This is a genomic window from Nonomuraea sp. NPDC004580, assembly GCF_040609855.1.
GTDB classification, from domain to species: Bacteria; Actinomycetota; Actinomycetes; order Streptosporangiales; family Streptosporangiaceae; genus Nonomuraea; species Nonomuraea salmonea.
Genome location: NZ_JBEXLH010000107.1, coordinates 1 through 16,614 on the forward strand (window position 1 = coordinate 1; position 16,614 = coordinate 16,614).

Below are 16,614 nucleotides of genomic sequence, written 5' to 3' on the forward strand. Positions count from 1 at the left end.
GCGGCGCGCTGCCGGCGCCGGAGGTGACGCGGGCGAGCAGGGGACCGGCCGATGCGCGGGAGGAGCTGCTGTGCGCGGCCTTCGCCGAGGTGCTGAGGCTGCCCGAGGTCGGGGTGGACGACGACTTCTTCGCACTGGGCGGGCACTCGCTGCTGGCGGTGCGGCTGGTGAGCAGGATCCGGGCGCAGGGCATCGAGGTGCCGGTGCAGGCGCTGTTCGAGGCGCCCACGGTGGCCCTGCTGGCCAGGTACTCCGGCCGTGAACGCGTCCCGGTGCCCCCGAACGCGATCCCCGCAGGCGCCCGTGTGATCACGCCGGACATGCTGCCGCTGGTCGAGCTGACCCAGGCGGAGATCGACCGGATCGTGGCCGGGGTGCCGGGCGGCGCGGGCAACCTCGAGGACGTCTACCCGCTGGCCCCGCTCCAGGAGGGCATGCTCTTCCACCACCTGCTCGCGGGCGGCGGCGCGGACGCGTACGTGATGCCGACCGTGCTCGAGTTCGACACGCGGGCCCGGCTGGACGGGTTCGTGGCCGCGCTGCAGGCCGTGGTGGACCGGCACGACGTGTTCCGCGCCTCCGTGGCGTGGGAGGGCCTGGCGGAGCCGGTGCAGGTGATCTGGCGGCAGGCCACCCTGCCCGTGACACCCGTACGGCTGCCCGGAGCCGGCTCAGACCCCGCACAGCAGTTGCTCGCGGCGGCCGGCGCGGCGATGGACATCGGGCGGGCGCCCCTCCTGGACGTGCACATCGCGCAGTCGCCCGGCACCGGCCGCTGGCTGGCGCTGATCAGGATGCACCACATGATCCGCGACCACCTGGGACTCGACGTGGTGCTCGGCGAGGTCGCCGCCTTCGCCGCCGGTCGGGGACACGAGCTGCCTGACCCCGTGCCGTTCCGCTCCTTCGTCGCCCAGGCCCGCGCCCGGGGGGACGCCGAGGAGCACGAGCGCTACTTCGCCGAGCTGCTCGGTGACGTGGACGAGCCCACGGCCCCGTACGGGCTGCTCGACGTGCGCGGGGACGGCGTGCGGACCGCCGCCGCGTGGGCCCCGCTGACCCCTGAGCTGGCCGCCCGCGTACGCGAGGCCGCCCGGCGGCTCGGCACCAGCCCGGCGACCGTGTTCCACGTGGCGTGGGCCCGCCTGCTCGCCGTGCTCGCGGGCCGCGACGACGTCGTCTTCGGCACCGTTCTGCTCGGCCGGATGAACGCCGCCGACGGCGCCGACCGCGTGGTGGGCCCGCTGCTCAACACTCTCCCGGTACGCGTACCGGTGAAGGGCCTCGGCGCCGGCGCGGCCGTGGCCATGATGCGCACCCAGCTCGCCCGGCTGTTCGACCACGAGCACGCGTCGCTGACGACGGCGCAGCGGGCGAGCCGGGTCGGAGCGGACGCCCCGCTGTTCACGTCCCTGTTCAACTACCGCCACGGCGGCGCGCAGGGCGACGGCGGCCCCTCGTTCGAAGGCGTCAGGACGCTCTTCACCCGTGAGCGCACCAACTACCCTCTGACGGTCGCGGTGGACGACGACGGCGACGAGCTGGGCCTGGGTGTCGAGGCCGCCGCGCCCATCGACCCCGGCTCCGTGGTCGCCCTCCTGCGCACCACCGTCGAGAACCTCGTCCGCTCGCTGGAGACGGTGGCCGACGGCGGCCAGGACACGCCGCTGTCGGAGGTGCCGGTGCTCGACGACGGGGAGCGGTGGCGCGCCGTGCGCGACTGGCAGGGCGAGCACGTCGCACGGGACCGGACCTCGGTGGTGGAGCTGTTCGAGGCGGGGGCGGAGGCAGCGCCGGATGCGGTCGCGGTGGTGTGCGGTGGCGTCGAGGTGACGTACGCGGAGCTGGAGGCGCGGGCGAACCGGCTGGCCCGGCTTCTGATCGCGAAGGGCGTCGGTCCTGAGTCGCCGGTGGCGGTCGTGCTGGAGCGCGGGATCGGCGTGGTGGTGGCGATGCTGGCCGTCTGGAAGGCGGGCGGCGTGTACGTGCCGATCGACGTCGAGTACCCCGCCGAGCGGATCGCGTGGATGCTGGCCGACGCCGGTGCGCGGGTCGTGGTGACCGAACGCGCGGTGGCGGGGCTGCCGCCGGCGGAGGTGGTGACGCTGGGCGACTCGGCAGGGCTGCCGGACGAGCGGCCGGGCGTCGCGATCGACGGATCGAGCCTGGCGTACGTCATCTACACCTCGGGTTCGACCGGAGTGCCGAAGGGCGTGGGCGTGGCGCATGCCGGGCTGGTGAACCTGATCGAGGTGTTCGGCCCGGTCATGGGGGTCGAGCCGGGCGTGGGGGTGCTGCAGTTCGCCTCGTTCGGCTTCGACGCCTCCGTCCTGGACGTCGCCGTGACGCTGGCGCGCGGCGGACGGCTGGTGATCGCGCTGCCTGCGGAACGGACCGACGCCGGATTGCTGCGGGACCTGCTCTCCTCCACCGGCGTTCAGGCGGCGAGTGTGGTGCCGTCGCTGCTGGAGGTCGTGGACCCGGCCGACTGGGCAGGGGTGGAGACGGTGCTGGTCGGCGCGGAGCCGATCGCGAGCGGGACGGCGCGGGAGTGGGCTCGGGACCGGCGGCTGGTCAACACCTACGGGCCGACGGAGGCGACGGTGATGGTGACCGCCGGCCCGGTGGAGCACGTCAACGGCGTCGTCCCCTTCGGCCGGCCGATCGCCAACACCCGCTTGTACGTCCTGGACGATCACCTGGCCCCGGTGCCGGTCGGGGTGCCCGGCGAGGTGTACGTCGCCGGCCCCCAGCTCGCGCGCGGCTACGTCGGCCGGCCTGACCTGACCGCCGAGCGCTTCGTGGCATGCCCGTACGAGGACGGCCGGATGTACCGGACGGGAGACGTGGCCCGCTGGACCCCTGAGGGCGAGCTGGTCTTCGTCGGCCGGGCGGACGAGCAGGTGAAGATCCGCGGCATGCGGGTCGAGCCGGGCGAGCTACGGGCGGTGCTGGCCGACCACCCGGACGTGTCGCAGGCTGCGGTGGTCGTCCGCGCCGACGCGGGAGAGAAACGCCTGGTCGCCTACGTCGTCGGCGGCGAGGCCGAGGACGTCAGGCGGTACGCCGCCGACCGGCTGCCCGCCCACCTGGTGCCCTCAGCGGTCGTGGTGCTCGACGAGCTGCCGCTGACCGTGAACGGCAAGCTCGACCGCAGCGCGCTGCCCGCCGACACGCCGGCCGTGACCAGCCGGGCGCCGGCCACGCCCCGGGAAGAGGCCCTGTGCCAGGTGTTCGCGCAGGTGCTCGGCAGACAGCAGGTCGGCGTGGACGACGACTTCTTCGCGCTCGGCGGCCACTCCCTGCTGGCGATCCGGCTCGTCAGCAGGATCCGCACCGTCCTGGGAGCCGACGTGTCCATCAGAACCCTGTTCGAGGCGCCCACCGTGTCCGGGGTGGCAAGTCGTCTCGGAAACCAACGCTCGACACGGCCGACGTTGCGACCCATGCGGCGTGACCAGGAGGAGTCATGAGAGTTCCCTTGTCGTTCGCCCAGCGCCGGCTGTGGTTCATCCACCGGCTCGACGGCCCGAGCGCGGCGTACAACATCCCCATCGCGCTCAGGCTCACCGGCGAGGTGGACCGGGCGGCGCTGAACGCGGCGCTGCTCGACGTCATCGGCCGTCACGAGGTGCTGCGGACGGTGTTCCCGGTCGAGGGCGGTGAGCCGTACCAGCGGGTGCTGGGCGTGGCGGAGCTGGACTGGGCGCTGTCGGTCGCCGAGGTGGACGCCGCCGGGCTGGCCGAGGCGGTGGGGCGGGCCAGGGAGCACGCGTTCGACCTGGCGTCCGAGGTGCCGATCAGGGCGACGTTGTTCGTGACGGGGCCGGGTGAGCAGGTCCTGGTGGTGGTGACGCATCACATCGCGGCCGACGGGTGGTCGATGGGGCCGCTGGCACGGGATGTGTCGATCGCCTATGAGGCCCGCTCCCGTGGCGGGGCGCCGGAGTGGGAGGCGCTGCCGGTCCAGTACGCGGACTACACCTTGTGGCAGCGGGAGCTGCTGGGCGAGGAGGACGATCCGGACAGTGTCCTGTCCCGGCAGATCGGTTACTGGCGGGAGGCGCTCGCGGGCATCCCGGAGGAGCTGGATCTCCCATACGACCGCCCACGTCCCGAAATATCAGGTCATGTCGGGCATGTCGTGCCGCTCGACGTCCCCGCCGACGTGCACGCGCGGTTGCTGGAGGTGGCGCGGGCCGAGGGCGCGACCACGTTCATGGTGTTGCAGGCCGCGCTCGCGGTGCTGCTGGCCAAGCTGGGCGCGGGCCGGGACATCCCCATCGGCGCCGCCGTGGCGGGCCGTACCGACGAGGCGCTGGACGACCTGGTCGGCTTCTTCGTCAACACGCTCGTCATCCGTACCGACCTGTCAGGCGACCCGACGTTCCGCGAAGTGCTCGGCCGCGTCAAAGAGAGCAGCCTGGACGCCTACGCCCACCAGGACGTGCCGTTCGAACGCCTGGTGGAGGAGCTGGCCCCGTCCAGGTCGCTGTCCCGCCACCCCCTCTTCCAGGTCGTGCTCACGCTCCAGAACGTGGAGGAAGCGGCCCTGGACCTGGAAGGTCTGCAGGCGGGCGGGGTGGCCGCCGAGTGGGGCGCTTCGGCCAGGTTCGACCTGGAGTTCAGCGTCCACGAGGCGTTCGGTGCGGACGGCGCTCCCGCCGGGCTGCGCGGCTCCCTGACCGCTGCGGCGGACCTGTTCGAGAGGGAGTCCGCCGGCCTGCTGGTGGCGCGGTGGATCCGGGTCCTCGCGGCGGTGGCGGCCGACCCGCGGGCGCGGCTGTCCGCGGTGCCGGCGGCCGACGCCGCAGAGCGGGACCGCGCGCTGGTCGCGTGGCAGGAGGCCCCTGCGGGGGGCGCGGCGGGCGGCGCGGCGCTGTCGCTGGTGGAGCTGTTCGAGACGCAGGCCGCCAGGACGCCCGAGGCGACGGCCGTGGTCTGCGACGGCGCCGAGGTCACCTACGCGGACCTGGACGCCAGGGCCGAGCGGCTGGCCCGGCTGCTGGCCGCGCGCGGCGTCGGCCCGGAGACGGTGGTGCCCGTCGTCCTGGAACGCGGCGTGGACGTGATCGTCGTCATGATCGCCGTGCTGAAGGCGGGCGGCGCCTATCTGCCCGTCGACCCCGGCTACCCGGCGGCGCGGATACGGCAGCTCGTGGCGGGCTGCGCCCTGGTCGTGGTCTCGGCGGAGACCGCGGGGCTGCTCCCCGGCGGCGCCGGCCTGCTCATGGTGGACGACCCGGCCGAGGCGGCGCCGGTCCGGCGCGTCGTGCCGCACCCCGACCAGCCGGCGTACGTCATCCACACCTCAGGCTCGACCGGGCAGCCCAAGGGCGTCGTGGTGACGCACCGCAACGTCGCCGAGCTGTTCGCCGCGACCCGCGACCACTTCCGCCCGGTGCCGCAGGACGCGTGGAGCTGGTTCCACTCCTTCGCCTTCGACTTCTCGGTGTGGGAGGTGTGGGGCGCGTTGCTGTCCGGCGGCCGCGTGGTGGTCGTCCCGTACGCGGTCTCCCGGTCGCCGGAGGAGTTCCTGTCCCTGGTGGAGGAGAGCGGCGTCAGCATCCTCAGCCAGACGCCGTCCGCGTTCTACCCGCTCATGACGGCGGCGGCCAGACGCCCGCAGGCCATGGCCGGCGTGCGGGCGATCGTGTTCGGCGGCGAGGCACTGGAGGTCGGCAGGCTCGCCGGATGGTGGCCGTACCAGGGCGCCGCGGGGCCGCGCCTGATCAACATGTACGGCATCACCGAGACCACCGTCCACGTCACCTTCCACGAGGTGACGCCCGGCACCGTCACCGGCGGCAGCGTGATCGGCCGTGGCCTGCCCGGACTCCGGGTGCTGGTGCTCGACGAATGGCTCACCCCCGTGCCCCCTGGCGTCGCCGGCGAGGTGTACGTGACGGGCGGCCAGCTGGCCCGCGGCTACCGGCACCGGCCCGAGGCCACCGCGGAACGCTTCGTGGCCTGCCCCTACGGCGCGCCCGGCGAGCGCATGTACCGCTCGGGCGACCGGGCCCGCTGGACGAGCGACGGCCGGCTGGAGTACGTCGGCCGCGCCGACGCCCAGGTCAAGATCCGCGGGTTCCGCATCGAGCCAGGCGAGATCGAGAGCGTGCTGGCCGGGCACCAGGACGTGGCGCAGGCGGCGGTCGTCGTCCGCGAGGACACCCCCGGCGACCGGCGGCTGGTCGCCTACGCTGTCCCGGCAGGCGAGGAGACCGGCCTCGCCGAGCGCATCCGCAGTGAGGGGACCGGCTCCGCCGAGCCCATTCGCGGCGACGAGATCGGCCTCGCCGACCGGATCCGCGGCCACGCCGCCGAGCGGCTGCCCGCCCACATGGTGCCGTCGGCCGTGGTGCTGCTCGACGCCCTGCCGCTCACCGTCAACGGCAAGCTCGACCGCAAGGCGCTGCCCGCCCCCGAGTACGCCGTGGGCGGCCGCGCCCCGCTCGGCCCGCGCGAGGAACTGCTGTGCGAGGGCTTCGCGCACGTCCTCGGCCTGGAGCGGGTCGGCGTGGACGACGACTTCTTCGCTCTGGGCGGCCACTCGCTGCTGGTGGTGTCGTTGGTGGAGTGGCTGCGCGAGCGCGGCGTCACCGTGTCCGTACGGGCGTTCTTCCAGACCCCCACCGTCGAAGGGCTGGCGGCGGCGGCCGGCGACCACCAGGTGACCGTGCCGCCCAACGCGATCCCCGACCACCCCGCCGCGATCACTCCGGACATGCTGCCGCTGGTCGAGCTGACCCAGGCCGAGATCGACCAGGTCGTGGCCGGCGTGCCCGGCGGCGCGGCCAACGTCGCCGACGTCTACCCCCTCGCGCCCCTGCAGGAGGGCATGCTCTTCCACCACCTGCTCGCGGGCGGCGGCGTGGACGCGTACGTGCTGGTGACCGTCCTGGAGTTCGGCTCCCGCGCCCGCCTGGACGCCTTCGCCGCCGCGTTGCAGCAGGTCATCGACCGGCACGACATCTTCCGCACCAGCATGGCGTGGGAGGGGCTGCCGTCGCCGGTGCAGGTGGTCTGGCGCACGGCGACGCTCCCCGTCGAGACCGTCGTGCTCGCCGGCGACCCCGACGACCCGGTGAACCGGCTGGTGACGACCGTCGGGTTGTCCATGGACGTCGGCCGGGCGCCCCTGCTCGACCTGCACGTCGCCCACACCGGCGACCGGTGGCTCGGCATGGTGCGCGTGCACCACATGGTCCAGGACCACCTCGGCCTGGACGTGCTGCTCAGCGAGGTCGAGGCGTTCCTGGCCGGACGGGGCGACGACCTGCCCGAGCCGATGCCGTTCCGCGCCTTCGTCGCCCAGGCCAGGACCGGCGGCAGCGAGACCGAGCACGAGCGCTTCTTCGCCAGGCTGCTCGGCGACGTGGACGAGCCGACCGCGCCGTTCGGCCTGCTCGACGCCCGGGGCGACGGCGTCGACATGGTCAGGACGTCCGTGGACGTGGACCCCGCACTCGAACGGCGGCTGCGCGAACGCTCCCGGCGGCTCGGCGTCAGCCCCGCCACGGTGCTGCACGTCGCCTGGGCCCGCGTGGTGGCCGCGGTGTCCGGGCGCGACGACGTGGTGTTCGGGACGGTGCTGTTCGGCCGGATGAACGCGGGCGCCGGTTCGGACCGCGTGCCCGGCCCCTTCATCAACACCCTCCCCGTACGCCTCCAGGTGAACGGCGTCGGCGCGGCCGAGGCCGTCGCGGTCATGCGCCGCCACCTCGCCGACCTGCTCGCCCACGAGCACGCCCCCCTGGCGCTGGCCCAGCGCGCCAGCGGCGTCGCCCCCGACACGCCCCTGTTCACCTCGATACTCAACTACCGGCACAACGTCGGCGGCGGCCGCGACCGCGCCGCGCAGGACCCGTTCGAGGGCATCAGGACCGTCTTCACCAGGGAGCGCAACAGCTACCCGCTGTCGGTGTCGGTCGACGACGACGGCGCCTCACTGCGGCTCGTGGTGGACGCCGTGGCGCCGATCGACCCGCGGACGGTGTGCCAGTTGTTCGCCACGGCGGTGGAGGGGCTGGTGGCGGCGCTCGAATCGGAGGTGCCGCTGGCGGCGGTACGGGTGCTCGACGCCGAGGCGCGGCGGCAGGTCGTGGAGGAGTGGAGTGGCAGTGAGGCCGCTTCGGTGGAGGGGTCGGTGGTGGAGGGGTCGGTGGTGGAGTGGTTCGGGGTGCGGGCTGGTGAGAGGCCGGATGCGGTGGCGGTGGTGGGTGAGGGTGAGGTGTTGTCGTTCGGTGGGGTGGAGTCGCGGGCGAATCGGCTGGCGCGTTTCTTGGTGGCGCAGGGTGTGGGGTGTGAGTCGGTGGTGGGGTTGTGTCTGCCGCGTGGGGTGGATGCGGTGGTGGCGATGCTGGCGGTGTGGAAGGCGGGGGGTGCGTTTTTGCCGGTTGATCCGGGTCAGCCTGCGGAGCGGATCGGGTTCATGCTGGCCGACAGTGGTGCGGTGCTGGTGCTGGGTTTGAGGGAGGTGCTGGATGAGCTGCCCGCCGGTCGGGTGCGGATGGTCGCCCTTGATGACGCGCTGGTGCAGGTGCAGCTGTCGATGTTGGAGGATTCTCCGCTTGGGGTGGGGGCGCTTGCGGACGCCTTGGCCTATGTCATGTACACCTCCGGCTCGTCCGGTAAGCCGAAGGGCGTGGCGGTTACGCATGGCGGGCTGGCCACTTATGTGGGCTGGGCGGTGCGGGCGTATCAGACGGATGGCGGGGCGCCGGTGCATTCGTCGCTGGGTTTCGACCTGACGGTGACCAGCGTGTGGGTGCCGCTGGTGGCCGGGGCTCCGGTGCGGATGAGTGTCGAGGGCGGCGCGGAAGGCTTGGCGGCTCTGCTGAACGAGAACTCCTTCGGCCTGGTCAAGGTGGTGCCAGGGCATCTGGCGCTGCTGAGCGAGCTTGTGCCGGCGGAGGTTCTCGCCGATGCCGCCAGGACCTGGGTCGTGGGTGGCGAGGCGCTGAGGGGGGTGGATGTCCGTCACGTCGGGCCCGTCGTGGTGAACGAGTACGGCCCGACGGAGACGGTGGTGGGCTGCTGCACCTTCGAGGTGCGGGCGGGCGACGAGGTCGAGGACCGGGTGCCGGTGGGTCGTCCGTCGCCGGGGACACGGCTGTTCGTGCTGGACGGCAGGTTGGAGCCGGTGCCGGCGGGCGTGGCGGGCGAGCTCTACATCGCCGGGGACCAGGTCGCCCGGGGATATGTGGGTCGTCCTGGGCTGACGGCGGAGCGGTTCGTGGCGTGTCCGTTCGGTGGGCGGATGTACCGGACCGGGGACGTGGCCCGCTGGCGGGCCGATGGGGTGCTGGAGTTCCTGGGGCGGGCCGATGAGCAGGTGAAGATCCTCGGCTACCGCATCGAACCCGGGGAGGTTCAGGCGGTCGTGGCCGGACATCCGTGGGTGGCACAGGCTGCGGTGATCGCGCGGGACTCCCGCCTGGTCGCTTACGTGGTCGCCGAGGAGGAGACGGACGATCTACCGGAGTCGGTGCGGGCCTTCGTGGCCGCCAGACTGCCGGAGTACATGGTGCCCTCGGCCGTCGTGGTGCTGCCCGCGCTGCCGCTGACCGCCAACGGCAAGCTGGACCGGCGGGCGTTGCCCGCTCCCGAGCACGTCGCGGTCACGGGTCGTGAGCCCGCCACCGAGCAGGAGGCGGTGCTGTGCGGGTTGTTCGCCGAGGTGCTGGGCGTGTCCGGCGTCGGGGTGGATGACGACTTCTTCGCCTTGGGCGGGCACTCGCTGCTGGCCGTCCGGCTGGTCAGCAGGATCAGAGCGGTCCTGGACGTGGAGGTGGAGATCCGCGTCCTGTTCGACGCGCCGACGGTCAGAGGTCTGGCCGAGCGGTTGACGGAGGCGGACGAGGCCCGGCCTGCGCTGACGGCGTGGGAGCGGCCTGAGCGGGTGCCGTTGTCGTTCGCGCAGCGCCGGTTGTGGTTCATCCAGCAGTTGGAGGGGCCGAGTGCGACGTACAACATTCCGACGTCGCTGCGTCTGAGCGGTGAGGTGGATCGCGACGCGCTGGGTGCGGCGCTGCGGGATGTGATCGGCCGGCATGAGGCGCTGCGCACGGTGTTCCCGACCGCGAACGGTGAGCCGTACCAGCGCGTTCTCGGCATGGACGAGCTGGAGTGGGAGCTGCGGGTCGTCGAGGTCGCGCCGGAGCAGGTTCACGATCAGGTGGCGCGGGCGTTCGCGCACACCTTCGACCTGGCGTCCGAAGTGCCGATTCGGGCCTGGCTGTTCACGGGCCGGGACGAGCACGTGCTGGCGGTCGTCATGCACCACATCGCCGGCGACGGCTGGTCCCTGGCGCCGCTGGCGCGGGACGTGTCGATCGCCTACGAGGCCCGCTGCCACGGCCGCGCACCTCGATGGGACTCGCTGCCGGTCCAGTACGCCGATTACGCCCTGTGGCAGCGGGAGCTGCTGGGCGCGGAGGACGACCCGGGCAGTGTGCTGTCGCGGCAGATCGGGTTCTGGCGGGAGGCGCTTGAGGGCGTCCCGGAGGAGCTGGCGTTGCCGGTGGACCGGCCGCGTCCGGCGGTCCCGGGCTATCGAGGGCATGGGGTGCCGGTCGAGGTGCCGGCCGAGGTGCACGCGCGGCTCGTCGAGGTGGCCAGGGCCGAGGGCGCGACCACGTTCATGGTGTTGCAGGCCGCGCTCGCGGTGCTGCTGGCCAAGCTGGGCGCGGGCCGGGACATCCCGATAGGCGCTGCGGTGGCGGGGCGCACCGATGAGGCGCTGGACGATCTGGTCGGGTTCTTCGTGAACACGCTGGTCATCCGTACCGACCTCGCGGGCGACCCGACGTTCCGCGAGGTGCTGGCTCGCGTCAAGGACGCGAGCCTGGACGCCTACGCCCACCAGGACGTGCCGTTCGAACGCCTGGTGGAGGAGCTGGCCCCGTCCAGGTCGCTGTCCCGCCATCCCCTCTTTCAGGTGGCGCTCACGCTGCAGAACACCATCGACGCCGAGCTGGACCTGCCCGGCATGCGGTCGTCCGGCCTGACCCCCGGCGAGGTGGCCGCGAAGTTCGACCTCGACCTGACCATGACGGAGCTCCTCGATCAGGACGGCGCACCGGCAGCCCTGCACGGCACGATCGTCGCCGCCGCCGACCTGTTCGACAGGGGGTCGGCCGAGCAGCTCGCGGAGCGGTGGGTCCGGGTGCTGGCGGCGGTGGCGGCCGATCCGCACACCCGGCTGTCGGCCGTGGAGGTCCTCGGCGCCGGCGAGCGGGACCGGGTGCTGGCCGAGTGGAGCGAGCCCGGCACGCGGGCCAGGCCGCGGCCGGTGACCGAGCTGTTCGAGGCGCACGCCGCGCGGGATCCTGCAGCGACGGCGGTCGTGTGCGGCACGGAGCGGCTCGGCTTCGGCGAGCTGGACGCGCGGGCGAACCGGCTCGCCAGGCGGCTCGCCGACCAGGGCGTGGGCCCGGAGACCGCGGTCGGCGTCCTGCTGGAACGCGGGGTGGAGCTGGCCGTCGCCTTCCTGGCCGTGCTGAAGGCCGGCGGCGTCTACGTGCCGCTGAACACCGGCTACCCGCCCGCCCGGCTGGCCCACATGCTGCGCGACAGCGGCGCGGCCGTCCTGGTCACCGACGCCGGTCTCGAGGAGACGGCGGCGGAGCTCCTGGACCACGGGTGCCGGCTCGTCGTGGTCGACGACGGGCAGGAGGAGACGTACCGGCGTCCGGTGGAGGCGGGGAACGCGGCGTACGTGGCGTACACGTCCGGCTCGACCGGCGTCCCCAAGGGCGTCGCGGTGCCGTACGGCGCGCTCGCCGCGTACGTGGCGGCCTGGGAGCACGCGCTGGCCGGCGTCGGCGGCCCAGGACCCGTGCTGTCGATGGCCGCCGCCGGGTTCGACGTGTCCATCGGCGACATGGCGCGCAGTCTCTTCCTGGGCCGGCCCGTGGTGTTCCTGCCGCCCGGCGACCTGTCGGCCGAGCTGCTGCACCACGCACTCGCGGCGGGCGGCGTGGAGATCGCCGAGATCGTGCCGGGCAGCCTGCTGCGCGAGCTGGCCGCCCACTGCCGCACGGCCGGCCGGCTCGACCGGCTCCGGCTGCTCATCTCGGGCACCGACCTGTGGACGTACGAGGCGCTGACCGGCACGGTGGCCCAGGTGAGCGCGACCGCCGCGCCCGCGAACGTCTTCGGCGTCACCGAGGCCGCGATCGACTCGCTGCTCATGACGCTGCCTCCCGGCGCCGCCCCGGCCGGTGACGACCTGGTGCCGGTCGGCCGCCCGCTCGCCGACGTCGGCGTGCTGGTGCTGGACGAGTGGCTCGCCCCCGTCCCGGCCGGCGTCCCAGGCGACCTGTACGTCCGAGGCGCGGGCCTGGCGCGCGGGTACGCCGGCCGTCCCGGGCTGACCGCGGAACGGTTCGTGGCCTGCCCCTTCGGCGGGCGCATGTACCGGACCGGCGACCTGGCCAAGTGGACCGCCGACGGGCTGCTGGTGTTCCTCGGCCGTACCGACGACCAGGTGAAGATCCGCGGGTTCCGCATCGAGCCCGGCGAGATCGAGAACGTCATCGCCGGCCACCCCGGCGTCCGCCACGTCGTCGTCACCGCCCGCGAGGACGTCCCCGGCGACGCCCGCCTCGTCGCCTACGTCGTGCCGGACGGTGAAGGCGTCGAAGCCGGTGCCATACGCGCCTTCGTCGCCGAGCGGCTGCCCGGCCACATGGTGCCGTCGGCGGTGGTCGTCCTCGACGCGCTGCCGCTGACCGTCCACGGCAAGGTGGACCGTAAGGCCCTGCCCGCGCCCGAGTACTCCGGCGGCCTTGGCCGCCCGCCGGCCAACGCTCGCGAGGAGCTGCTGTGCGCGGCGTTCGCCGAGGTGCTGGGTCTCGACCAGGTGGGCGTGGAGGACGACTTCTTCGCCTTGGGCGGTCACTCGCTGCTCGCGGTCTCGCTGGTCGAGCGGCTGCGGACGCGGGGCGTGTCGGTGTCGGTGCGTGCGCTGTTCGAGACGCCGACGGTGGCCGGGCTGGCCACGGCCGCCGAGGCGGAGCAGGTGCCCGTACCGCCGAACCTGATCCCGGCCAGGGCGGAGACCATCACGCCGGAGATGCTGCCGCTGGTCAGCCTGTCGCAGGCGGAGCTCGACCGCATCGTGGCGGGCGTCGAGGGCGGCGCGGCGAACGTGGCGGACGTGTACCCGCTGGCGCCGTTGCAGGAAGGTCTGCTGTTCCACCACCTGCTCGCGGGTAAAGGCGGGGACGTCTACATGCGGCCGGTCGTCCTGGAGTTCGCGTCGCGAGAGCGGCTGGAGGAGCTGGTGGGGGCGTTGCAGCGGGTGATCGACCGCCATGACGTCTTCCGTACGGCGCTGGTGTGGGAGGGGGTGCGGGAGCCGGTCCAGGTGGTGTGGCGGCGGGCCGCGCTGCCGGTGGTGCCGGTGGAGCTGGGCGGCTCGGACGATCCCGTCGCGGAGCTGGTGGCGGCGGTGGGGATGTCGATGGACCTCGGGCGGGCGCCGTTGCTCGACGTGCACGCGGCGCAGGCGGGGGATCGGTGGCTGGCGCTGGTACGGGTGCATCACCTCGTTCAGGACCATCTCGGGCTGGAGATCCTGCTGGACGAGGTGGGGGCGTTCCTGGCGGGGCGCGGTGGTCAGCTGGGAGAGCCGGTGCCGTTCCGCAACTTCGTCGCGCAGGCGCGGGGCGGGGTGAGCGAGGAGGAGCACGAGCGGTTCTTCACGGGGCTGCTCGGCGATGTGGCGGAGCCGACGGCGCCGTTCGGGGTGCTGGACGTCCGCGGCGACGGGGCCGACGTGCGGCGCGCGGCGGCGGACCTCCCAGGAGAGACGATCGGACGGCTGCGCGAGGTGTCGCGGCGGTTCGGGGTGAGCCCGGCGACCGTGATGCACGTGGTGTGGGCCCGGGTGCTGGGGGCGGTGTCGGGGCGGGACGACGTGGTGTTCGGGACTGTGCTGTTCGGGCGGATGAACGCCGGGGTGGGGGCTGATCGGGTTCCCGGGCCGTTCATCAACACGCTGCCGGTGCGGGTGCGGCTGGGTGGCGGGGTCGGTGAGGTGGTGTCCGGGATGCGCGGGCAACTCGCTGAGCTGCTGATGCACGAGCACGCGCCGCTGGCCGTGGCCCAGCGGGCGAGCGGGGTGCCCGCCGACCTGCCGCTGTTCACCTCGATCCTCAACTACCAGGGGAACGTGAGCGACGGCAGCACGCCGGCCGCCTCCCCGCTCGACGACATCAAGATCGTTTACTCGCGGGACCTCACCAACTATCCGCTGTCGGTGGCGGTGGACGACCGGGGCGACGGGATGTCGGTCGTGGTCGATGCGGTCGCCGGGGTGGACGCGGAGGTCGTGGCCGGGCTGGTGTGCACGGCGATGGAGAACGTGCTGACGGCCTTGGAGTCGGCTCCGGACACCTCCTTGGCAGGGGTCGGGGTGCTGGACGCGGCGGATCTCGAGCGGCTGGCCTCGTGGGGCGCCGGTCCCGCGGGTTCGTTGGCTGGGACGGTGGCGGAGCTGTTCGAGGCGCAGGTGGATCGGAATCCGGCTGCGGTGGCGGTGGTGAGCGAGCAGGGGGAGGTGTCGTTCGGCGAGCTTGAGACCCGCGCGAACCGGCTGGCCCGGGCGCTGCTGAGCCGGGGAGCCGGGCCGGAGTCGGTCGTGGCGGTGGCGCTGGAACGCGGCGTGGATCTGATCGTGGCGCTGCTGGGGGTGCTGAAGGCGGGAGCGGCCTATTTGCCGGTGGATGTCAGTTATCCGCAGGCGCGCATCGCGTCCATGCTCGCCCAGGCTGGGGTGCAGGTGGCTGTCGCGTCGTCGGGGTTGCTGCCGGATGCCGTGGACGTCGACGCTGGGGCGGATCTGCCGGGTGGCCGGTTGTCGGCTGATGAGCGGGGTGTGCTGCGGCTGGATCAGGCGGCGTATGTGATGTTCACGTCCGGTTCGACCGGGATGCCGAAGGGTGTGGTGGTGTCCCATGCCGGGGTCGGTGCGTTGGTCGAGGGCCAGCAACGCTGGCTCGGGGTGGGACCGGGCTCGCGGGTGGCGCAGTTCGCGTCGCCGGGTTTCGACACCTTCGGCTGGGAGTGGCTGGGGCTGCTGTCGGGTGCTTCGCTGGCGATCGTGCCGGAGGAAGCGCGGCTGGGTGAGGCGCTCTTGCAGAGGCTTACTGCCTTGCGGGTGTCGCATGTGACGTTGCCGCCGGCGGTGCTGGCGGGGCTGGATCCGGCGGGGCTGGATGCGAGCGTGACGGTGACGGCGGCGGGTGAGGCGCTGACGGCGGGTGTGCTGGAGAGCTGGGGCGCGGGCCGGCGGATGTTCAACTCCTATGGGCCGTCCGAGACGACGGTGGATGCCACCTTGTGGCAGTGCGCCTCGGGGCGGGTGGCTATCGGGCGGCCGGTGGTCGGCACCCGGGTCTGGGTCCTGGACGAGCATCTGGCGCCGGTGCCGGTCGGGGTCGCGGGTGAGGTGTATGTGGCGGGTGCCGGTGTGGCGCGCGGGTATGTGGGCCGGCCGGGGCTGACGGCCGAGCGGTTCGTGGCGTGTCCGTTCGGGGGCGGGCGGATGTACCGGACGGGTGATGTCGCGCGCTGGGATGGCGGTGAGCTGGTCTACGTCGGGCGGGCGGATGAGCAGGTGAAGATCCGCGGGATGCGGATCGAGCCGGGCGAGGTGCGGGCGGTGCTGGCCGCGCATCAGGACGTGGCGCAGGCCGCGGTGATCGTGCGGGACGAGTCGGGGGACAAGCGGCTGGTGGGTTACCTGGTGCCCGCCGCACAGGCCGTCGATGTGGAGGCGGTGCGGCGGTTCGCGGGCGAGCGGTTGCCGGAGTTCATGGTGCCGTCGGCGCTGGTGGTGCTGGAGGAGCTGCCGCTGACCGTGAACGGCAAGCTCGACCGCGGCGCGCTGCCCGCCCCCGAGTACGCCACCGGCCAGGGCCGCAAGCCCGCCACCCCGCAGGAAGAGGTCCTCTGCTCGGTGTTCGCCCAGGTCCTCGGCCTGGAGCGGGTCGGCGTGGACGACGACTTCTTCGCACTGGGCGGGCACTCGCTGCTGGCGGTGCGGCTGGTGAGCCGGATCAGGGCGGTTCTGGACGTGGAGGTGGAGATCCGGGTCCTGTTCGAGGCGCCGACGGTCAGGGGGCTGGCGGAGCGGTTGGCGGAGGCGGACGAGGCTCGGCCCGCGTTGACGGCGCGGGTGCGTCCTGAGCGGGTGCCGTTGTCGTTCGCGCAGCGCCGCCTGTGGTTCATCCAGCAGTTGGAGGGGCCGACCGCGACGTACAACATGCCTGTGACGCTTCGTCTCACCGGTGAGGTGGATCGCGACGCACTCGGCACGGCGCTGCGCGACGTCATCGACCGGCACGAGGTGCTCCGGACGGTGTTCCCAGCCGCCGACGGCGAGCCGTACCAGCGGATCCTTGGCTTGGAGGAGCTGGACTGGGAGCTCTCCGTCGTCGAGGTGGCCCCCGACGAGCTGCAGGAGGCGGTCCGGCGCGCGGAGACGTACGCGTTCGACCTCGCCTGTGAGGTGCCGATCCGGGCGTGGTTGTTCGTGGCCGGTCCGGAGCAGGCGCTGGTGGTGGTGACGCATCACATCGCGGCGGACGGGTGGTCGATGGG

Annotated in this window: 2 protein-coding genes; both read left to right on the plus strand. The window is 73.3% G+C overall.

Annotated features, from left to right (window positions below; all coding sequences use genetic code 11):
• A partial coding sequence (locus tag ABZW11_RS45220) for an amino acid adenylation domain-containing protein (protein WP_355432408.1) occupies positions 1-3,473 on the plus strand: 3,473 nt, incomplete at its 5' end.
• Positions 3,470-16,614, plus strand: a 13,145-nt coding sequence (locus ABZW11_RS45225) for an amino acid adenylation domain-containing protein (protein ID WP_355432411.1), incomplete at its 3' end; no start/stop codon positions are given. The genes ABZW11_RS45220 and ABZW11_RS45225, both read left to right, overlap by 4 nt.